Source organism: Streptosporangium sp. NPDC002524 (assembly GCF_040295985.1).
Lineage (GTDB): Bacteria > Actinomycetota > Actinomycetes > Streptosporangiales > Streptosporangiaceae > Streptosporangium.
On record NZ_JBEOWK010000005.1, the window covers coordinates 1 to 21,623 of the forward strand.

Sequence of the window (21,623 nt, forward strand, 5' to 3'; positions counted from 1 at the left end):
ACGTCGCCCCCATAGCAGTCGACGATCTTCAGACCGCTGACCTCGCAATCGCGGATCTCGAGACCGGCGAGGTCGCACAGGTGGATGCGGGCACCGCGGAACCGGTCACTCTGGGCGTACTCGATAGCCATTGCGGCAGTCTTCCGCAAAACAGGTCCCAGGCGGTACCAAGTCGCGAGCCTGGCGTGGGTGTGCCGAACCGCACGTCACCTCCGGCGCAGACCAGGACCTCAGAGCCTCCGTCAGACCCGGATCGTTTCATCCCGGTGGTCGCTGGAGATCGACCGACTCCAGGGCCATCACGGCTTCGAGCGAGATCCGGCGCGAGTTCTGCAGGGCGACCACCTCCCAGCGGTCGTTCTGCCGGCTCACGACGAACAGCTGCATGGAGTAGCGGCTCGGCGGCGGCTCCTTTTCGCCCGGCATCGCGATCCCGACGCGGTGGTGTACGACGCCGCAGCCCGACCCGACGGTCCGGGCGAACAGCACTTCACCGCGCAGTAGCCGGGACCCCTTCATCACCGTGTCGAAAACAGGCTGATGGGTGGCGATCATCTGCTCGCGTCCCCGGTAGATGGTTCCCTCGAAGTCCGCGAACTCGGCGTCGTCCGCGAAGTCGGCAAAAAACGCGGTGGCGTCGCCGCGGTTCCAAGCTTCGTTCATCCGCGCCGGGATGGCGCTGATCGCCTCGATCGGTCGGTGCATCTGACTTCCTCTCTGCGCTGTCGGTTCTCTTGGTGTTCGAGCCGGCCGTTGAGGCGGCGCCGGCCGGTGGGGCCCAGGCGGACGGTGACGGACTGATCCACCCCTGCGCCGGAGGGCACGCTGGGGTGCGGCTGAGGCGGTGTCGCGTCCGGCGGGTTTCCGTCACCGCGGGTGCGACCGGTCCGGCTGCCGTCCGGTGGCGGGGTCCTCGCCGGGCTAATGGGCGGCTGCCGTGCTGAGTGCGGCGAGGCGGCGGTGTTCGAGGACGGTGGCGACGGCGTAGCCGCCGCCACCGGCGACGGCGAGGACGGTGTAGACGCCCAGGATGTCGGTGGTGAAAAGGGAGGCGGCCCCGACAAGTGCGAGCCAGGAGCCGAGGACGTAGTGCAGGTTGATGTGGCGTGCGGTGCCCTCGGCGATGTTCATGAGGCCGACGATGAGCACCGAGCCGGCGGCCCAGAGCATGTCCTGCAGGCCGGGCTGGTCGATCGTTCTGGTAAGGCCGGTGATGGCCAGGAACAGGGCGGTGAATGCGGTGCACCAGGCGATCCCGAGTAGCTTTTCGGCCTGTTTGCGGGATTCACTCGCGCCCTGCTGAGAGCGGATGCCTGCGTGCACGCCCAGCACCAGGGCAGATACCAGGCCTGCGACGAACAGGGCGATGGGCAGCCACGCGGGCAGGCTGACCAACGGATCGGCGCCCTTGGAGAGCGCGGCGGTGCCGTGACCGATCACGTAGGCCAGTGTGAAGCTGAGGTAGGCGGCACGGCTGTCGACCTCGCCTGCGGGGACTGCGAGGGCCGGGGCCGGGGCCGGTGTCGAGTGAGGATTCACGGTGGCTGTGTCCTTTGGGGTGAGCATGTCGGAAGGTCAGGGGTCCGCGACGATGACGACCTTGCCGAGCACGGTGCGCGACTCGGCGAGCTTGAGCGCGTCGGCGGCCCGGCCGAGGGGGATCTGCGCGGCGATCCGCGGTGTCAGCGCGCCGTCGGCGACCAGGCGCAGCACCTGGCCGAGGTCCTCGCTCAGCCGGGCCCGGAAGGTGTCGGGGCGGCGCTTGCCGGACCAGAAGTTGTAGAACGTCGCGCTTCTGCCGTTGGGCAGGTGGTTCCACGCGGACAGGCGGGCGATGAGTTTCAGGAACGGCAGGGCCGCGTTGCCCGCCTCGCCCTTCGCCGACGCCGTGCCGTAGTTGACCAGGGTTCCGCCCTTGCGGAGCAGCCGCCAGGACTGCTCCAGACCGGTGCCGCCGACGTGGTCGAAGACCGCGTCCACACCGTCGGGGGCGAGCGCGCGGATCTGGTGGTACATATCCGGGTCGCGGTAGTCGACCGGGGTCGCCCCCATCTGGCGCACCGTTTCGTGGTGGCGCCGGGCGGCGGTGCCGATCACCCCGATCCCGGCGTGGCGGGCCAGCTGCACCAGCGTGTTGCCCACGCCACCGTTCGCGCCCAGCACCACGATCGTCCCGCCTCTGCGGACGGATGCCGACCGGTGCAGCATCTGCCACGCGGTGACACCGTTCAGGACCACGGTTTCGGCGGCGGCCGCGTCGACTCCGTCCGGCACCGGAACGAGGTCGGCGGCCGCGACGTGCAGGTGGCTGGCCCACCCGCCGACCTTGGTCACCGCGGCGAACCGGCGGTCCCGCAGTGCCGGGTCCACCCCGGCGCCGGTGGCCGCCACCGTTCCCACCACGTCATAGCCGGGCACGAACGGGAATCTCGGTTGGTCGTAGTACTTCCCCAGGCGCATCTGCTGCTCGGCGAACGACACCCCGGTCGCCTCCATCCGCAGGACCACCTGTCCCTCACCGGGAGGCGGGAGCTCACGGATCCGGACTTCCAGGCCGTCGGACTCGACCGGGCCCGGCAGCACGATCTCGGTGACATGTGTGGTGACAGGTCCAGCCATCAGGTACCTCTTCGGTATTCACGCGTTGACTCGGGTCGGAAGTGCGGATCTGTTCTCCGTGGTTCATCGGTCCGCGTGAGCGCCGGGCGCGGCACTGCCGCTGTACTCGCCCAGGCCGGCGACCAGGCCGGCCACGTCGGGATTGTCGGCGTACCTGCGCCGGTGGATGTCGGCGATCTTCGTGCCCAGCTCCGGATCGGAGTCGTCGGAGACGTCGAACGAGACGAACTTGTCGATCAGCGGCAGGCCGGCGCGGTCGATCTCCAGGTGTGCCGGGTGGTTCATCATCGACTCGTAGCCGGCGAGGTCCGCGATGACGGAGACGGCCCCGTACTCGTACTCCCCGCCGAAGTCGCGGCCGACGACGAACGACGTGATCGACGGGATCGCGTCGCACGCGTCGCGCATGGCCTGGAGGCCGGCCGTCACCTCCTCCGCCGTGACGCCGGGCCGGAGGGAGAAACGAATGCCGTGATAGATCATGAAACTGCTCTTTCCTTGTCGGGGTTACGTTTCCGCGCGCCGCCGGCGGCGGCCGCGCAGGCGAGCATGGCGATTCCGGCCCAGGTGAACGAGTCACCGACGCCGAACGCCTGGACGACGGGCTGAACGACCAGCGGTGAGAGGAACTGGCCGAGGAAGATCGCGGCGACGAGTCCGCTGAAGATCCGGCCTCGCCATGCCGGTGGGGCGAGTTCGGACAGGCGCAGGGTGAGGTTGGGGATGGCCAACCCGACACCGAGGCCCCCGACGAACAGGCCTGCCGCGATGCCGGTAATCGTGCCGGTGCCACCGGCGAGCGACCAGCCCGCGCCGAGTAGCGCGACGCAGACCACGGTGATGGCCGCGGACCGCAGGCGCCGGCGCAGGGCCGGGAAGGCGAAGCCGCCCAGCGCGCCGGCCAGGGTGCTGCCGGCGACGACGACACCGATGAGTACGGGGCCGATGCCCTGACCCGCCAGCAGGAACGGCACCTGCGTCGGCGCCATGTAGAAGACCGTCGTGGCGACCAGGGCCAGGGCGTAGATCCCGAGCACGCTGCCGGCCGCCGTACGGCCGCCGCCCTTGACCGGCGCGGAAGCGGCCGGCGGCCCCTCCCGCACGGCGAAAACGGCGACCAGTGCGACCACCGCGGCCAGGCTGTGGAGCCAGAACGGCACCCGCCAGCCGATCGTGGCGAGCACGCCGGCCAGGGGCAGGAACAGCACCCCGCTGAGACTCGCGAACACCTGCTGCAGTCCCAGGAACGACGCCCGTTCGGGGCCGTCGAACCAGTCGGTGATGATGGCGTTGACGGCGGTCATGACACCGCCGACGGCGATGCCGAGCAGCGCCCTGCTCAAGAGCAGCGACCACAGATCGGTCAGGAGGTATCCGGCGGTGCCGCTGACCGCGTAGAGCACGAGACCGGCCAGGAGCAGCGGCCGGCGGCCGACGCGGTCTGCGGCCAGCCCGGACAGCGGGGCGCTGAACGCGACGGTCAGCGAAGTGATCGTCATCGCGAGCCGGACCAGCAGGGAAACCCCGGGCTGGTCGGCGAAGACCCGCTCCATCGCCGGGAGGCTGGGGGCGATGATGGCGGGCGCCATGATCGTCAGCGTCGCCGCGGCGAGAACGGTTCCGCGCGCGACGCGGCCGGGTCCCCGGCGCTCCGGCGCCGCCGTCGTGCCACCGTCCTCGTGCGGACTCACTCGGCGGGTGGTCTGTGGCTCGGGGGGCACGGGCGACCTCTCGAAAATCATCGGGCGATGCGAACGTTGAACGAACCGCCGATGCTCACCGCTCGGCCGGTAAATACGCTATGACCGGCCCGGATTCGATGTCTTCGGACGCCGGTGCCGACCCGGATGGCACCCCGGTAGGAACAGGACTGCCCGCTGCTACCGCCGTATCGCGGAGGCCGCGAAAAAGGAGGCGAAACGGAGCAGCACACGCAGGCGGCGTGCCCGGGTGAACCCGGTTCCGGTGAGGGAGGCTCCCAGCCGTACCAGGTCGCGGGAACCGATGGACAGGACGCAACGTCGGCCTTCGCCGGATGCCGTGTCGTCCGGGACGATCTCCGTGTGGAGGTTGGTCAATCCGGCGAGCAGCGCCATCGGCGCGCGGGAGCGCACGGTCTTCACTCCCCGCACCTGCCACGGAAGCCCATCCGCGTCGTGGAAGCGCAACGTGTACGACATCGCCTCCTGACGGCCTCGGGGGAACAGCGAGAGCGTTCCGGTGACGTCCGCCCGCGAGGTGAGGCCCTCGACCTCGATGACGCCCCGCATCGACACCGGACGCGCCGGATCGGCGAGGAACCGGTCCAGGCCGGGAATCTCCGCTCTCAAGGTCATGACCACCCTCGGATGCTCGTTCCCGCGGGTGCTCATGCGTTCCGCGAAGACGATGCCATCGCCCTTGGTCGAGGCATGGCGCTCGGACATGAACGCGAACGCCGCGTCCTCCGGGACTTCGGCGCGCGAAACCGAATGCCACTCAGGGGCACGCCATCCGGGACGCCCCGAACGGCGGATCACTGTCTCGACCGAACGTTCCGCCGCCGCCAGGATCGTGGCGGAGGGGTTGACCCCGGTCGCCGCGGGGAGCACCGAACCGTCCATGACGAACAGGCCCGGGTAGCCGTGCACCTCACCGGCCTCGTCGACGACGCCGGTGGTGATGTCACGGCCGGGACGGACACCGCCGAGGGCGTGCACCGTGATGGTGCGGCGCAGCAGGGACCAGGTGACGGGGAGGTAGAGGCGCGCGTGGAGGAGCCGCGCGAGCAGCGGGCCCACCCGCGTCTGAGACCGGTAGAGGTGGCCTTGCCAGCGGTTGCGCCACGACAGGCCGGCCCTGCCCGACCGATCCAGCCGCAGTGTCCCGTTGCCGGAGTCCCTGCCCATCGCGAGAACGGTGAAGATGTGCCGCGGGGTCGTGCGCCTGACCTTCCGCCGCCACCACGCGCGTGCCGCGCGAGCCGGCAGGACGGTGTCGAACAGGGTGTGCAACGGCGGCGGAAAGGCGCCGTCCTGCACCTGGAACCAGACCGACCGCCGCCCCTCGGGCACGTCCAGCACGGTGTTGGTCGTGATGGTGGGCCCGGTCGTCATGTCGTCGTGGTTGTCCCGGAGTTCGGCCAGGGTGAGGAAGTCCCCGTTGCCGGAGAACCCGTGTCCGAGCTGACGGGAGAGACCGGGCAGGGTGCGGTGCACGTCCCTGCACCGCAGCAGAAGCTCGGTGGTCGCGACCGCCCCGGCCGCCAGCACGACCCGGCGGACGAACCACTCACGTTGGGCGGCGCCGGGATCGGACGGGGTCGAGGCGATCACCGCGTAGCCGCCGTCGCGCGTTTCGACACGCCGCACCTCCGCGTCGGTCACGGCACGGGCGCCGCAGCGCTCCGCTACGGCGAGGTAGGTGTTGTCCAGCGTGTTCTTCGCGCCGTGGTTGCAGCCGATGACGCATTCCCCGACGAAGGCGCAACCACGCCGTGGCACGCCGTGCGCGTTCGGCCGCCATGTCTCCGGATCGCCGAACGTCACCGCCAGGTTGGGGCGCACGGTGGCTTCGGACATGGTCATTTCCTGGATGAGTCGTTCGACGAGTTTCGTGCGGGCCGGAGGCTGACCGGTGCGCGGATCGTCGCCCACCGGCGCGACACCCATCATGTACGCCGCCAGGTCGTAGTACGGGTCCAGCGCCTCGCGTCGCAGATGGGCCGGCCAGCTCTCGTCCAGCGCCCCCTCGTACGGCCGGGCGAACACGTTCGCGTACACCAGCGAGCCGCCTCCCCAGCCCGCGCCGTGGACACTGCCCATGCGCCCGAGCCAGCGGATGTCGTAGAGCCCTTGCCCGACCTCCCACAACCAGCCGTCCTCCAGACGCGGCCGGCGGGGGAAGTCACCCGGTCGCCACCGCCGGCCACGTTCGACGACGATGACCGAGAACCCGGCCTGCGCGAGGCGGGCGGCGGCCACCGCGCCGCCGAACCCGCTGCCGACGACGATGACATCGGCCTCGTATGGATCGGTCAAGGCCGTTGCCCCTCAATCGAAAGCGTCCGTGAACCTGTCGATCGATTGTGCGGATCGCGGACGCGGAAGTCGCCGCCCTCAGGTGCCGGAGCCGATCCCACCCTGGTCGGAAGATCTCGTCCGCACCCTCCCCCGGTAGCGGATGTCCGCTCATCTACGTGGGCGGACGAGTCCCGTGTCGTAGGCGAAGACGATGGCCGCGGCGCGGTCGCGGGCGCCGAGTTTGGTGAAGATCGTGCCTATGTGCGACTTGATCGTGGTTTCGGCGAGGTTCAGGTGGTCGGCGATCTCCCGGTTGGACGCCCCTCGGGCCATGAGCCGGAGGACGTCGAGTTCGCGGTCGGACAGCGCGCTGACCCGGTTGTCGAGCCGAGCCGCGGGCCGTGCGAACTGCCGGTAGGAGGCGAGGATCGGGCCCAGCAGGGTGCCGTCGATCCAGGTGCCGCCGGAGGCGACGGTGCGCACCGCTTCGATGAGGTTCTCGGGTGTGGACGACTTCAGCTCGAAACCCGCGGCGCCGGCGTCGACCGCGGACCAGAGGACGTCCTGGTCGTCGAAGGTGGTGAGGATGCAGACGGGCGGTCCGCCGGTGGCCCGTACCCGCCGGGTTGCCTCGACGCCGTCGACGCCGGGCATTCGCACGTCCATGCAGATGACGTCGGGGGCATGGCGGGAGAGGCCGGGCACGACTTCGCCGCCGTCGCCGCATTCGCCCACCACCTCGATGTCCGGCTGGCTTCGCAGGATCAGTCCGAGCCCCGCTCGTACCATCGGCTGGTCGTCGACCAGCATCACCCGGATCATGCGGATGCCCCGGCGAGACGGCGGGGCAGATGCGCCTCGACCACCCAGCGTTCGTGGTCCGCCCGGGCCCGGAAGGTCCCGCCGATGGCCGCCACCCGGTGATCGAGGCCGGCCAGTCCCATGCCCCCGCCGACACGTCGGCGACGCGGACCCAGCGCGCTCTCGATCCGCACCTCCACCCCGTCGTGGCCGACGACGATCTGGATGGTCGCCTCAGCGGATCGGGCGTGTTTGGCGACGTTGGTGAGGGCCTCGCGGAGCACGTCGTGCAGCACGATCAGTGGCGCCGCCGACACGCGTTCGATGTCACCGGCGACATCGATGCGAATGTGCATCCCGGCGTCGCGGTATGTGTCCAGAAGGTGTTCGAGCTGCCCGGGGCCGATCGGCGTGAGCGAGTGGGAGCCCCCGTGCATGAGCATCAACGCCTGGCGCAGCTCGTCCATACCCTTACGCCCCAGATCCTCGGCCTGCCGCAGAGCGTCCGCGGCCTCCCCTATCGCCGTGGGCGAGGAGGCGAGCAGCATCCGCACCCCCGAAAGGTGCAGCAGCACGACGCTGAAACTGTGCCCCACCAGATCGTGCAGGTCCCGGGCGATGCGCTGCCGGTCCTCGGCCAGTTCGGCCTCGGTCAGCCTGATGGGAGTACGTTCCAACTCGTCGATCAGCGCGAACTGCCGGCCGACGACATGACCGAAGGCCCATCCGATCAGCAGGCCGCCGAACCAGAGCCACGCGCCCAGCCCCCGGTGCCAGTCATTGGTCTCAAGTGCCCAGATCAGGAACGGCGACAACAGACAGAAAACCATCATGACCGTGTCGAGCCGCCGCGTGCGGCTGGCCGCGACCACAGCCAGAGCGGTGGTGACCACGAGATAGGCACTGCGGGTGACGACCGCCGCGTCGCCGACGAGCGTCGGGAACATGACCCACGACAGGAGAAGCCACCCCGGCATCGACCGCCAGACCACCCGCACGATCAGCGCCGGAAGCATCAGAACCGCCAGGATCCAGCCCCACTCCGACGAGTAGTACAGGTTCAGCACCCCCAAGCCGGTGCCGAGGACAGCCGCTCCGATCAAGAACTTGTCGCGGTCGCGCAGCAGCGAGGGCATGTCAGAAATATAGGTCAACACCGCCGCCGGCGACTCCGACCGCAGTGCCGCGTCACCTCCTACCGGAGAAAGAGCGGGAGGCGATCTTCCGACTGGAAGCTGTGCCGAGTTCGGATCAGATGGTTGAGGTGAGGAGCTTCAACCACATGATCACGCCTCGCAGGCGGGGCCTCGCAGGTGGAGCCTCGCAGGCGGAGTCCAGCCTCATGGCTTTCGGCGGTTTTGTCGTGGCGGGTGGCCTACCCGGGCTAGGTCTTGATCTTCCGGAAGCGGCGTTCGACGATGTTGCGCAGCCGGTATCGCCGCGGATCGAAGCCGACGGGCCGCCCACCGGCCGAGCCTTTCCTCTTCCGATTGGCCTGCCGATCTGTCTTCCCCGGGATGACCGCCGTGATCCGCCGTCGGCGCAGGTAGGCGCGGTCGGCCTTGGCGGTCGGCCTTGGAGGGTGACCTCGGCGGCGCCTGAGCAAGGTCGTCGGCTTCAGAGAGCCGAGGTTAGGTGCTGGCCCTCGATGTTCGTCGCTCTCACTCCGACCGCGACACCCCGACCTCGACGCGTGCTGTTCGTGGGAGATCGCTCGTGTGAGCCCGCGTTGCTGCACAACGCTGCTGTACGGGCACGAAAAAGGCCCTCCGGGATCATCCCGAAGGGCCTTTGACCTGCTGTGCGGCCGGAGGTACTCGAAACCCCAACCTTCTGATCCGTAGGGAAAGGCAGATGCCTCGTCAGGGGTATCTCGCCCTGCTCAAGTAGTGGTTGCGGGTCGGTGGAGGGTGATCCTGTAAGGCGGTGTTGCTGTATCGACTGCTGTACAGCATTCCTCATCCCTTGTGAGGTGCGGCGTGGCCTTTCGCCGAATCAGCGCCGAGCGATTCCCCCAAGACCGGCTCCGCGCCAAGATGATCCAAGCACCGTGACATGGGAGGGCGCATGATCGTGTTCACGTGTGCGGATTGTGACGCCTCGCTGACCATACCCATGTCGCAGGTCACGCTCCCCGCCCACGCCCATCAGCAGCACGGCCACGAACTACTTCCCGTGCTCATGAAGGCTGGAACCTACGCGGTGGACCCGGAACCCTCCGGACCGCCGTGGCGGTGGTGGGAGGAGATCGGTGCGGAAGAGGCAGAGGCCCGCGGCGTGTACGCGCCGGTCTTCACCTTGTCTGCCGCTCGACGCAATCGGCGGCCATGAGATGTCATGTCTGCATGAAGATCTTGGCCGCCAAACTGGAGAGAGCGGCGGATTGCAGCAGGCTTGCTGCCGCTTCGGCTGATGCGGCGACCATTCGTTGAGTTGGCCACTCAGGCATTTCCTGATTCGCCATGACGGCGTTGATCACTATCCTGGCGTCTGGGCTGCCATTAACCTGAATCTGTCGATCACTGCCGCCATGATTACGCACCACCCCCAGCGCGTCTATGATCCACTGGCGTGCCCGCGACCGAGATGCGGGCTCATTGCGGGGATCGTCGCTGACGAGGTCTGGAAAATCTGTTGCCATTTCGCCTGTCCCGTCCGGAGTGATCTGGGCAATGATCGACAAAGCCTTGAGCCGGACGCTCCCGTCATCGTCTGGCTCTTCCTCGCTGATAATGATAGACGCATGTTCTCCGGCCCTTTCGAGCAATCCCCTGGCCAGTTCACGTGACGTGCAGATATAACCGTCTTTTCCTAGATGCGCGTTCACTTTGGTCGACGTCAGCTCGGCTGCCTGACCGACAACATTCAAGATCCCACGCACCGACTCATAGAGATCACCGTCACCGTCGAGAGCCGCTTCAAGTGCGTGGTGCATATCATCATACGCATCGCCGTCCTCATCAAAAGAGTACGAGCTCCCGTCATCCGGGTCGGTCAGCGCCTGCGCACGCACGAATTCTCTCATGGCAGCATGTGTAGCCGCCGGCATGTCAACGCCGTCAACAGCTGCCCGGACCGGCCCCGCCCCCGCCATCACCAGCGCCGAATACACGAGCTGATGAAAGGTGCCGATGTCACTCACAACGATGTTGATGAGCCACCGGCCCTGTTCGGTGTTCAACAGTCCGGGTCTGCTGATCGCAAGCCAAACTGCGGCGTGAGCAGCAGCCGCGCTTTCCAGCTGCTCTTGATCATGGTCGATGACCGCGCCAATTCGTTCGGTCTCCAGCTCGGCCAAAAGTGCCACAACATCGTCGTCGCCCAGATCATTCAGCAGTTCCCAAGCATTGCTTACGTGAGCAAGAGGGAAGGCGAGTGTCGCCAGCGTTCTCAGCCCTGCCCACAACAGCTGCCTCAGCTGGCCGGCACTGCGCTTGTCAACCTGCCTGGATGTCTCGCCCTCGCGGACTTGGTTCCAGTCGAGTTCATGCTTTTCCATGAACCCCTCGATAAGCAGGTGACCACGCATATCGTCGTCGGTCCAAGCTTCCGTTGAGTTCTCACGAGCCGTTCTGCGAGCTCTGCGCAACAGGTCGGCAGCGAGTGCGAGGTCCCCCGCCCCCTGGGCGGTCAGTTTGGTGGAAGCACCCAACCGCGCGTCAAGCCGGGCAGCACGGATTAGCAGCGCCCCCAGAGCTTGAACGAAAGCACCTCCCCATGGATGCTCAGCGGCACCTGCGGCAATGTCATACGGATCGACCGCCGGACTGCCCACCCGTCGGCCGGGCTCCCACAGTGACCGAACTGCACCGGCAAGGAGGTAGCGGGCGTTCATCGCCAGAAGGTCCTTGTCCAGAAGCGCCTCCGGTGGCCAGTGCGGCCGAGGTTGCTGCTCGTCGTCATCGAATGGAGGCAGCCAGTTGTCAGCGTCATAGGGCTCGTCGTATCGAGAAACATTTATCTCGGCGACGGAGTAAGCGAGCAGTTCAGGGCTCCATGTGGCCAGGTGACGGCCGAACGCGGCAATCGCGAGCGCGGCTTGCTCGAGTTCGGCTCCCGCCAGCAAGACGTAGATGATCGCCCCGCCCGGATACCCCAGGATGCGGTAATCCTGGATCGATCCGCCTTCCTCATGTTCGTCGTCTGGCTCATTCTCAGATATGACCTGCGGTGAATCCCATCCTGCCTGGATGGCCGCTGCGACCGCATCCATCAAATGATCTACATCCATCGGAGCTGGATCCCCGCTGGATATCGTGATCTTTCCGAGGTGTGGCATGGCGCCTCCCTGTCTGTCGAAAACTTCCAGGATGCAGAGAATTCAGCCCGTCATGTGGCTCATTCAGTGCCTATCGCTTATACCATCCAACCCCTCGAATGAGGTTGCGAGTGCCAAATTTACCCGTGCAGCTCAAGGCTCGATGCTGCCCGGGGACAGCAAGTGCCTTGAGGCGGCAACTAGTGGTGCAGTGGCGCGAACTTCCCTGCCCGTGTCCGTGTTTACCGTTATGGTCGTGGTCATGCTCAGCGCATACAGCCAGAACAGCGTGCTGCTGTCAATGATGGAAGGCCTGGTTGGGGACGGCGTTGACCTGGAGCCCGCCAGGAAGGCGTTTGAGTCGACCAAGGGTGACTTCACGGCGAAGTTCACCGCTGCGGTACAGGCACGGTTTGCTCAGCTGGTCGAACCAGAGCTGTTCATTGACGTGCCCGAGCGCCCCGAGGAACTTCGCAAAGATGATCTGGACGCACTGGTGCGGCCGGCCGCCGACGGCTTCCTTCGCTCATATCCGACCAAGGACGAACTGCTGCGCCAGGCGGACCGGATCCGTCAGCGGCAGGAGCGGCGCCCACCATGGGTCCCACGCCTGGACCGACACGGCAAGCCCATTCGGGAACCACAAACTAACTCGTCCGACGCGGAGGCTCTTCCCGGACGGCCTCTGACGGTCACTGCCCTTGCCGAACTCGGGAAGGTGACAGTCCTTCTGCCCGCTGCTGACTGGGAGCGGCCGGAGCTGGCCATGATGCCTGGCGGGATCGGGGAATGGGAAGCGGCTCTGTACACGGTCCTGGGTGTCACCAGCGAGCAAGGGCCCGCTGCGACTGTTGCGATCGACGCGCAGGCCAACGAGGCGCTGATTCCTGAGGGTGTGCGCTGGTGGTCGACCGAACCGGCACAGCCGCTGCCGGCAGCGCAGGATCCAGGAGTAGCAAGCGAGCTGCTGGCCACCTCGACGAGCCTTGGCGGGCTGTCCGTCACCGACAACACGCATCAAGATATCGAGACGCTGGCCATCGCTCTCGGGTCCGCGGGCGACTGGCGATATAGCGCCCGTTGGCTGCTTGACGCATGGGACTCCAGCATGGATGTGGGCACGCTTGCTACCGCCCGCGCGGCCATCGCCGGCTGGGCGGGGGAGGGCCGAAGCGGATTGATCGTGTACGTGTATGGCGGGGCCTTGCACGGCACCGAGGGTCTGATCGGCGTCCCCGGTCCACTGCACAGCTACCTGCTGTGCGTGAGCCGCTCTGCCGACGGTACGGACACAGTCGACACGGTGCGGCGAGCGATCCTCTCGTGTCCAGGGGAGCACTGGTGCCACCGCGGCGGCTGTCCCATGGCCGAGTTCCCGGAAGCGGACGCGCTGCTCGCGTCGATCGTCGCCATTGGCGACGTCACCGGTGTGGCTGACCAGGACAAGGGCTGGGCCGGGGAGACCTACCAGCAGTTGTATGGCACTCGCGGCGTCGATGATTACTCGGAACTCGTTTTGGACTGCCTGGAGGCGGAGCTATCGGGCGACGGCTGGGTTGAGTTGGAGCGAGCGACGTGGGAAGGCGGCATGGAGCAGTCACTGCTGCGCCGAGGCGCACACTGCTTGGCCGCCTCCTACGATCCGATCACCCGCCAGCTCCAATTGGCCGATGGCAAGCCCCATCTCGATGGCATACTCGATCTCCTGGCCGACGATGGTGTGCTTACCGGCGATGACGACCACGCGACTGTCGATACCAGCGAGCAGGCAATCCAGCAGTGGGGCACGGATATCCTGACCATTGCGGAAGATTATTTGCGCGGCCTCATCAACGAGTTGCGGCAATTGTCTGCCCCGATCCAGGGCGCTTTACTCGGACTGCATCCTCATGCAGACGGAACACTTAGCGCTCCGGAATCGACAGCACTCGCAAAAGAACAACTCACAGTCCTGATCCGCACTGCCGGGCTGTTTATCGGCGAATGATCTCGATGGATTTCGAGTTCTGGACTTGTTCGGCCGTGTCTACACGTCGGCGGATTTCGAAAGTTCCAAGTCTCGACCCTCTTAGGACAGACGTCGCCCGGTTATTGCGATCAGCGAGATCGAGGCCAACTGCCTCGCACCAATTCAATCTCATCCGCAATAATTTAAAGGGGTGCCGCCGTTCTCATTGGGTCAGGGAGAACGGCGACTGGAGCTGGAGTAGACCTCTACGTAAAGGGAAAACTTCATCTTTACTTCAGTCGTTCAGTGCGCGATTGTAGCGGAGCGATATATTCCCGCGCATTCTCGTATGCTTTCCACGCTGCTCTAAGGTAATCCAGTCCTTGGTCGTCCAATTAGATGTATTGCGTGAGACCTTAAGAGACATTCCAAATTTTTCGTCCAGCAACTCTCTGCAGACTTCTGGCGCTGTTCTGCCGTTAATCCACTCAAGCTGCAAAAGCACTCCATGCCTCATTCCGCCATTGTCCCATACATCAATCCATCTAGGCTTCTTGTCGCCTCTCAGTTCCGGACAGAAAACATGTACTCTGCGCATAATTCCGCTACAGAGGCGAGAACTGCCTATACGATCGTCGCGAAAGAACTCGATAGCCTCAGCTTCATGCTTCGTCACTAAATCCGGCGACTCTCTATGAATGTAGTAAGAACTTTGGAGAAGTTCCTCCGCGATCCTCAATGCCTTGCGCCATTGTGATCGCATGATCGTCTCACGAGCACCGCGAAGACATATATATGAGTTGCCGCCAGGGCGGTAGAGGCTCATATGTCGCTCATGAATCTCAAATCTTAAACCCGGTATGCCAATTATATTGTCATCGTCTGCCGATTGAGCGTTAGGGATGATTGCGGATAAAACTCCCGGGAGATCCTCCCTAGTTACAGCTACAGTTAGACGCTCAGCTTCCGGCTGCACGTACGATATGAGGGCCAAATTGCTACGACTCGACTTTGGCGCGTCGTTCGTGAAAATGCTGGTTGACAGCGTTCTGTGCAGGGCAAGCAAGAAATCTGTTTCCAGAATTTCTTGATCGAGGGAATTTGCATACGGTATTGGAATAGTGCGTGGGGAGCTTCCTTCGAGGGACTGAAGCGCCGCGCGAAACGGCTCCCCTGTGTATGCGGCTCGCTTCCGCGCCATGTCGTGGATGTGGAAGTGCTTCATCGTCGTGGCGGTTTTCCCTGTGAGCAGCGGTCCAGAATATCTGCGCTCCACCCCTGGAGGAGATTGATGATCGCCTTGAGGTCATTCCTCCGGCTCCCTATGAAAGGGAGAATTGCGAGAGCGGGAATCATCGGCAGGATAATCAGAACAAGGGGAATGTGAGCGAAAACAGCAACAGCTGTACGTGCCCACGCCACTGCGAGAATAGCCTGCGGCTGGAAAAGGTCAGGGAGCTGCGGATTGGCAACCATCGCACACCGATCAGGACTGCCCGGTCTCAGTCGCAATCAGGAACGACGGCCTACGTGGAGCAACTCATGTCGGTTGTGGGCCTGACCGCCAGTGAATGACCGGGAGCACTAGCACAGGCAGGTGACCGAATGCACCTGCCGAGATACTACCGCAGGCGACTCGACGTCGTACGACATTCCCAGAAGCGACGCCGCAATCCTGCCCACGACCTTCCGCTTTTCAGTCGGACCAATCAACCTGGTGGGGTGGCGGAGACCGTGGTCAGAGAGTGGTGGACGGTAGCCGAAGTGAGTCCGCGTGTGGGGACGTTGCTGTCAGCGCTGCTGTCACCCGCATAAGCGCTGGCATGCCGTCCTGCATACCTTCGACGCCGCCGGCCGCCACCTCGACTCCCACGTCGAGTGCACCGGGACCGATGACGATCACTGGGCCGCCGTCACCACCGCACGCGACCGGTTGAACGGATGGCTCAGCGAACTTCCCGGCCTCCGCTTCGGTGACATCGCCATCCGGCCCTTCCGCCATGACGTCGACGGAGTGCTGTTTGGCCTCGTCATCGAGACCTTCGAAGACACGGAACTCTACCCGAACGGCGAGAGGAAACCGATTCGTGCGAGCGAGTGCCCAGCTCTTGGGAGACTTGGGACTACGAGGCCCTCAACTAGGCTACACACGTTCGCTTCTCGCCAGTGTCCCGTCAATACACCGGATATCGTCGGGGCATGGCTGATGCGCTACCGCTCCGTATTTTTCTGGCCTCGCCCGGTGATCTCCCGGACGAGCGGGCAAGTGTTCGCGCCTGTGTCGACGAGCACAACGCTCGTTGCAGAGGCGAGAGCAACGTGACCTACGAAATCGTCGGCTGGGAGCGTGCGCGAGGAACTGCCCGGCGACCGCAGGAGGCAATCAATGAACTCATTGGGGAGAGCCACTTCCTGGTCGCGTTGTTCAAGGGATCTTGGGGTAGCGAGTCGGGCGGCCCATGGGGATACACGTCCGGTAGCGAAGAGGAACTGTTCACGGGCCTGCTTGAGCTCGGCCGCACCGAGCAGCCGATGCGGGATGTGTGGGTGGCCTTCCTCAATCATCCTGCGCCCGCCGAGCGGATCGTGAGGCTCCGAGAGCAGATGTCCCGGCACCACGCGATGATGTACGAGTCCATTGCGGACATGCGTGACCTCAAGACGAAGCTGACTGAGCGTCTTGAGGCGTGGAAAGCGCTGGCCGGATCGAAGATGCCTAGGCACGTCGACCTGCTGCCGTCGTCAGGAAAAGACGTCTTGCGGGCTGCGAACCTGCGCCTGCGTGGTGAGAAGTTAATCGACCTCGGTCAGGCTGAGGCGGGACGGGCAAACCTCCGAGAGGCAGCCGCGATGGGCGGTCCGGCCGAACATTTGGCCTACGCTCGGTCCCTGGCTCGCTACGGTGAGCTCGATGAGGCTTACACCGCGACGCAGCGTGCCATCGAACACTTCATCAGTGCAGCCTCGCACTTGCACTCACCGCTCGCAGCCGAAGCCTTCGCTGCCCAGGCAGGGGTGCTGCGCAGGCAGGGACGCGACGTCGATGCAATAGGACGGCTCGATCAGGCATTGACCCTTCTAAACCAGAATGACGCCTATGCACAGAAAGTCCGCTGTCGGATCCTTGACGACCTCGGCCTTGCTCACCAGCGAATCGGCGAACTGGAGCTAGCTCGGCGTGCCTTCCAAAAGGCTCTCGATGCAAGGCGCAGCTCGGAAGACCATCTAAACGTGTGTCAGTCTCTCGTTAATCTGGCAAGGCTTGAGGTTGGCGTGGGGGACTTAGAGACCGCGGCTTCCCATGCGGACGAAGTGGTCTCGACTCTACGTGGCACACCGCCGTCGGCACTACATGCCAATGCCGAGGTGTTGGCCGCGCAGGTGCGACTCCGCCAAGGCCGGCCTGATGAGGGCGTGCCATATGCCGAGCGCGCTTTGTCTTTAAACCGGCAGATCGCGAGCAGACGGGGGGAGGCCATCTCCCTGCTCCTGCTTGCGCAGTGCTGCCGCGCGGCCGGTATGGGGCGCAAGGCGGGAGAGTGCGCGCGTGCCTGTCTTGAAGTGAACAAGGCGATGGGGAACAAGGAGGGCGAGCAGCGAGCCCAGTGGCTTCTCGATCAGCTGGACGAGTGACCGAGCACTGGTTCGCCCGGTCAGCTGGTCACGATGGCGCCATCAGCGTCGACCTGGACGTAGTCGAGGCAGGGCCACAGCAGAGCCGTGAGACGACCGTCACCGGACCCACAGCCGGTATCCAGCTGCGCCGAGTTAGGACCAATCTTTGGAAGCTGACCGACTGTAACGTGCGCACTCACCCGGAACTTGCGCGTCGAAGCTGACGGAGGGGTGTGTTGGGCGATGAAGTCATTCATCTCGTAGGTTTCGGGCATACGCCGCATCCCGTCTAAATGCTCACTTGGGAACCTAGCGCGAAAGTCATTGAGTACGTCGGGTCTAACTTTCGCACCGACGTACGACCGAATGGTCATCGCCCCACCCATTTTGAGAAAGGCCGTTAAGTCTTCGGTGTCCAATGCGTCGAGCAACGCTGCCTCGTGGTTCCCCCTGAGGAGGGTCGCGCGTCCGGATCCGGAATACGTAAGAAGCTCTTCCATCACCTCGGCAGACTGTGCCCCCTTGTTGATGTAGTCACCAAGAAAAATCGCGTGCGGTCCACCTCGCGCAGCAAGGACTTCGCATAGTCCCCGGAGAGCATTCAGATTTCCGTGGATGTCGCCTACAAATGCGATCTCGGCACTCACAACAGGATCTTCTCCACCTCGGCGTAGTCGGAGGTCTTGCCGGTAACACCCAGAGCCATGAACGCCATCGAGAGGATGTCACTGGGACGTCCCCATTCATTGACGACTGTGGCTTCAAGGGAACCATGTTCGCTGGGCGGGAACTCCCCGATTATCCTGCGCAGCCGGGACAGGCATTGCTCAAGGTCCGATGTAGTCGCCTCACCTGGCTGCCGTGAGGCCAGGAGGCTGGTCAGGCAAGGATCTTCATGCCGAACGGCCAGCTCCCGCACCGAGAAGCAGGGAGCACCGTCAGCGATGGCCTGCGCGTACAAGCAGCTGCGCAGCAGGTACCGGGCTTGACGCAAAAGGCCGGGAAGGTACTTCGGCAAGTCTCGCTCCAAGCTCGTGAACAGCTCAGACAGGCTCCGAGCACGGGCAAGGAGTCGCTTAGTGTCGACCTCATCCATGTCCTCCACAGCGCGGGTTAAATAGCCATGTCTGTCCCAAATAATCTTGGCGTCACGCTTGAGGTGAGCCCCAAAAAGAGTACCGATGCCAGTCGAGAGCTGTTTTCGGGTGTAGTAACTCACATGTACGTAACCGGCGTCAGTGCTGGGTCGCTGAGTTGTCACCAGGGCCAGCACATCTAGGTCCGAATCGGGGCCGGCGTCTTGGCGGGCCTGACTCCCGTAGATCAACAATCCCTCAGCATCCGCAGGTAGTTCAGGGAAGTCCTCCAAAACCCTCGCCGGAACGTTCATCCCCAGCAGGGCACTAACCACATCATCACGGATCACGTTCCCCCAATTCCTGCGACCTGCCCGCTCTTGAGACAGACAACGACTAGCACCCTACGCGTGTCGACCCCGATGAGGTGGCAGTGTGATCGCTTATCAAGGTAGCTATCCGGTGGTAAGAGGACTCATACCGCAGGACTGCCAGGCCCGAAGAACCGGAAGCCCCGCGGCAGCATGGCTCCGCTATCCAGGCCGAGCAATCGCCCTGCTCCGCTGATCTAGACCGTAGTCAGCCGCGTGTCGACGGTGGCGCGAATGTGTCAGCGTGGGGGAACGTTACTGTCACCTGAGCCATAGGCATCCGATGACAAGACCCTACGATGGGGCCTCGCTGGCGATCGACCCAGCCAAAAGCAGAAGCTCCAAAGCAGGATCGCGAACTCTCAAACGTCCTACCTTTACTCGCTTGCTAGATCGTCACGCACTGCCCGCAGTTTGTCAGCGAGCGCTTCCGTCTCACTGATAGACAACTCGGGCACGTCACCCCACTCGGTTCGCCCGCCGGGCAGTGTGCCAGCCACATGGAAGTGAACATGGCCGATCGACTGCCCCGCAGGCACTCCGTTGTTCTGCCAGACTGCAATGCCTGGCCGTCTTTCGGCGCGGTCGATCACGCGAGCCGCCTCACGCACGGCGATCATCACAGCACCTGCCTCCTCGTCACTCAAATCAAGGATGGTCTCGACATGGCGGACAGGGATGACGAGCAAGTGGGCCACACCGCGCTGTTCCCGTGTAATCAACATGGCCGTGACCTCATCGCGAGCCAAGATGGTGTACGGGCGTGTGCCATTGAGGTAAGCGCAGAAAGCACAAGAACCATCGTCTGGGAGCTGAATTGAATCCGCTATCACGACGCCCTCAGCGACATAAGGAAGGCTTGGATCTCCAAGCGGTCGAGTCGGTCGTACTGCTCTGATTGCACCACGATCTTTAGCTCATCGCATACTCGCTCCCGGCGAGAGGCGAACACGAATGACAAGATGATGAACCGGACCGAATCCTGGGCGGGCAGAATTTGCGACAGTCTCGCTAGTCCGCCACCAAGAACCGGGACAGCAACCGTACCGCCATTCGCGCGATCGGCGACCTCGCGCCAGAGCTGATCGAGACCTCGCCAGAGATTCTCAATTGAGCTTCGAGCAACGTTCTTCGCGTCCATCTCCGAGTACGCGACGCAGAAGAAGCTCCGAGTGGCCTGCTCCAGTACCGCCACCGTTCCCACTTCGTAAACCTTCGTTTTTCCCGGTTTCGTGATCGTGCCCACCGGAACTTTATCACTGAGCGCCTGATCCAGCTCACCATCCAGGCGCTTCACGTCTCCGCCGTAAATCTTGTCAACGAACTGGGCCTGGAGGCTCGTCCGAGCGATGATTCGCGGCATCTCCGTATCGAAGGTTGTCTGCATACCGATCACCAGGTGATCCGCATCCTGCTCAAGGATGTCTCCCCGGACTAGGCTTATTTTCACATTCGGCGCCTCGTACTGCTGCTCAATCGGCCGAGGCCAAGACCTGACGGCAGCATAAATCAGTGCAATTACGACCGTTATGATGGTCATCCATGTCCCGACACCTTCAGCCACGTCAGGAAAGAAGACATCGTAGAGGCCAGCGAGCACCGCTATAAGACCAACTGCCGACAAAGCGTGGACCGCGAAGTGTTGCCAGAAGCGCTGGCCCTTTAGGTCATTAAGCAGTGCCCTGCTCATAGGCTGAGCTGTTCGTAGACGCTTGGCTTGTACTGGTAGCACCCCGTATTGGAGCTGCGGGCGTACGCCTCGGCGTAGTTGTCCAAGGCGTACTTGATGATCGCCGGCTGGAACGACACTGACATGGTGTAGTAGTCGACGTCCAATAGCGGTTTGGGAATGAAATTCCGATTAACTGTCCGACCACCATCAAGGTTGGCGATCACTACCGGCAGGTCAAGGTTAACTATCGCCTCGATCTCATATGCCAAGAATGAATAGCCGTCTCCGCCTTTTCTCTTGGCGTTAGCGCTGCCGAGCAATACGAACTGCTTGGCGTTTTTCATCCGCTCTCGCAAATTACGCTTAATCGTCTCTCGACTACTGGTGTCGCGCGAGATGTATAGGTCATGCGCATCATAGAAGTTGAAATCTATGTTCTTATTTTCACGCCAGGCTTCCATTAGCCTATAGGACCTAATGTCTTCGCTGGCGAAGGCTACATACGTTTTGTTGCGGTAACTCACAGGGGGACCTCGCTGCTCTATGTTTTATATATTAGCATCAGCAATAGACCGGTCACTAGATGATTCTAACCCTCCGCACCGTGAAGGAATCTTTGTTCCCATTAATACCGACTTGGGAAGCTTGGGGGTTTCGCCGGATTTGACCGCTTTTAGCGGCTAGGTCTCGAAGAAATATATCCAAAAGGAAGCGTTCCAGTGACACAGACGGCATCGACAAGGCGGGGGGCGGACAAGTTGCCAGGCACGGGAGTCAGCGTGGGCCCTTGGTAGAGCAGTCCTCAGCTCTCATGCTCAGTGGCAAGCTGATCCGGAGCGCAGGGCCGCCAGGCCCGAGCACCGGAAGCGGCGCGGCAGCCGGTTCTCGCTTTTCAGTCGGAACAAGTCAGGTTAGGCAGGGCTCTTCCCCGTAGCACTCTGTCGGAGACTTGGGTCGTCATAGGGGGGGTTGACAACTGCCTTGGATGCACTGGATTGCCCCCTTTAATTGCTATTGCCGGTGAGACTCGCGAGCCGGGGAGAGTTCCACGCATGCTGATGGCAAGGCCAACACGGAAGGGCTGCGGCGATCGATCACCCCGCCCCTCACAGCGAAGATCGAAATGACAAATCGTGCCTGTCTTAATTCGTCACGTCTGACGGCATCAGGGCGCGCGGGTCGGTGAGTGCCCGGACCGGCCGAAGAGCCGCAGCCGGGCACGCTTGCCGACCAGCGCGCCCGGCGGGCCGCACAGCGGACCG

Annotated in this window: 17 protein-coding genes; 3 read left to right on the plus strand and 14 right to left on the minus strand. The window is 63.9% G+C overall.

Annotated features, from left to right (window positions below; all coding sequences use genetic code 11):
- Positions 1-258 precede the first annotated feature (258 nt).
- The 8 genes from ABT053_RS09265 to ABT053_RS09300 all read right to left on the minus strand — a co-directional run bounded on the left by ABT053_RS09265 (position 259) and on the right by ABT053_RS09300 (position 8,557).
- A complete protein-coding gene (locus ABT053_RS09265) occupies positions 259-705 on the minus strand; it encodes an SgcJ/EcaC family oxidoreductase (protein WP_350968409.1) in 447 nt (148 codons plus the stop codon).
- Positions 706-921: 216 nt separating this feature from the next.
- The gene (locus ABT053_RS09270) at positions 922-1,539 is read right to left on the minus strand and encodes an ABC transporter permease (RefSeq protein WP_350968410.1); all 618 of its coding nucleotides are present in this window, start codon (positions 1,537-1,539) and stop codon (positions 922-924) included.
- Between the two features lie 36 nt (positions 1,540-1,575).
- Complete coding sequence (locus ABT053_RS09275) at positions 1,576-2,619, minus strand: medium chain dehydrogenase/reductase family protein (protein WP_350968411.1); 1,044 nt, start codon at positions 2,617-2,619, stop codon at positions 1,576-1,578.
- Positions 2,620-2,682: 63 nt separating this feature from the next.
- Positions 2,683-3,102, minus strand: coding sequence for a Dabb family protein (locus ABT053_RS09280; protein WP_350968412.1), 420 nt, complete (start codon positions 3,100-3,102; stop codon positions 2,683-2,685).
- Complete coding sequence (locus ABT053_RS09285; RefSeq protein WP_350968413.1) at positions 3,099-4,310, minus strand: MFS transporter; 1,212 nt, start codon at positions 4,308-4,310, stop codon at positions 3,099-3,101. The genes ABT053_RS09280 and ABT053_RS09285 overlap by 4 nt, the downstream gene beginning before the upstream one ends.
- Positions 4,311-4,499: 189 nt before the next feature.
- Positions 4,500-6,638: a GMC oxidoreductase gene (locus ABT053_RS09290; protein WP_350968414.1), complete on the minus strand. Its 2,139-nt coding sequence runs from the start codon at positions 6,636-6,638 to the stop codon at positions 4,500-4,502.
- A 150-nt stretch (positions 6,639-6,788) separates the two neighbouring features.
- Positions 6,789-7,430, minus strand: coding sequence for a response regulator transcription factor (locus tag ABT053_RS09295; protein WP_350968415.1), 642 nt, complete (start codon positions 7,428-7,430; stop codon positions 6,789-6,791).
- A gap of 8 nt (positions 7,431-7,438) precedes the next feature.
- Positions 7,439-8,557 carry a sensor histidine kinase gene (locus tag ABT053_RS09300; RefSeq protein WP_350968416.1) on the minus strand — a complete coding sequence of 373 codons (1,119 nt, stop codon included), beginning with the start codon at positions 8,555-8,557 and terminating at the stop codon, positions 7,439-7,441.
- 931 nt (positions 8,558-9,488) lie between these two features.
- Between ABT053_RS09300 and ABT053_RS09305 the strand changes: the two genes are divergently transcribed.
- Positions 9,489-9,752 (plus strand): hypothetical protein, encoded by a 264-nt coding sequence (locus tag ABT053_RS09305; RefSeq protein ID WP_350968417.1) that lies wholly within the window; start codon positions 9,489-9,491, stop codon positions 9,750-9,752.
- A 4-nt stretch (positions 9,753-9,756) separates the two neighbouring features.
- On the opposite strand, the gene ABT053_RS09310 is transcribed toward ABT053_RS09305, so the two are convergent.
- Positions 9,757-11,652, minus strand: coding sequence for a hypothetical protein (locus ABT053_RS09310; protein ID WP_350968418.1), 1,896 nt, complete (start codon positions 11,650-11,652; stop codon positions 9,757-9,759).
- 289 nt (positions 11,653-11,941) lie between these two features.
- Here ABT053_RS09310 and ABT053_RS09315 point away from each other — a divergent pair, with 289 nt between their 5' ends.
- Together ABT053_RS09315 and ABT053_RS09320 are read left to right on the plus strand one after the other, a co-directional pair.
- The gene (locus tag ABT053_RS09315; RefSeq protein ID WP_350968419.1) at positions 11,942-13,666 is read left to right on the plus strand and encodes a hypothetical protein; all 1,725 of its coding nucleotides are present in this window, start codon (positions 11,942-11,944) and stop codon (positions 13,664-13,666) included.
- A gap of 2,160 nt (positions 13,667-15,826) precedes the next feature.
- Positions 15,827-17,260: a tetratricopeptide repeat protein gene (locus tag ABT053_RS09320; protein WP_350968420.1), complete on the plus strand. Its 1,434-nt coding sequence runs from the start codon at positions 15,827-15,829 to the stop codon at positions 17,258-17,260.
- A 20-nt stretch (positions 17,261-17,280) separates the two neighbouring features.
- On the opposite strand, the gene ABT053_RS09325 is transcribed toward ABT053_RS09320, so the two are convergent.
- The 5 genes from ABT053_RS09325 to ABT053_RS09345 form a co-directional block, all read right to left on the minus strand.
- On the minus strand, positions 17,281-17,889 hold the full coding sequence (locus tag ABT053_RS09325; RefSeq protein ID WP_350968422.1) for a metallophosphoesterase: 609 nt from the start codon (positions 17,887-17,889) through the stop codon (positions 17,281-17,283).
- The gene (locus ABT053_RS09330) at positions 17,886-18,668 is read right to left on the minus strand and encodes a nucleotidyltransferase domain-containing protein (protein ID WP_350968423.1); all 783 of its coding nucleotides are present in this window, start codon (positions 18,666-18,668) and stop codon (positions 17,886-17,888) included. The genes ABT053_RS09325 and ABT053_RS09330 overlap by 4 nt, the downstream gene beginning before the upstream one ends.
- Before the next feature lie 398 nt (positions 18,669-19,066).
- The gene (locus tag ABT053_RS09335) at positions 19,067-19,522 is read right to left on the minus strand and encodes an HIT family protein (protein ID WP_350968424.1); all 456 of its coding nucleotides are present in this window, start codon (positions 19,520-19,522) and stop codon (positions 19,067-19,069) included.
- Positions 19,519-20,379 carry a macro domain-containing protein gene (locus tag ABT053_RS09340; RefSeq protein WP_350968425.1) on the minus strand — a complete coding sequence of 287 codons (861 nt, stop codon included), beginning with the start codon at positions 20,377-20,379 and terminating at the stop codon, positions 19,519-19,521. Before ABT053_RS09340 ends, ABT053_RS09335 begins: the two co-directional genes overlap by 4 nt.
- On the minus strand, positions 20,376-20,885 hold the full coding sequence (locus tag ABT053_RS09345) for a TIR domain-containing protein (protein ID WP_350968426.1): 510 nt from the start codon (positions 20,883-20,885) through the stop codon (positions 20,376-20,378). Before ABT053_RS09345 ends, ABT053_RS09340 begins: the two co-directional genes overlap by 4 nt.
- Between the last annotated feature and the right edge of the window lie 738 nt (positions 20,886-21,623).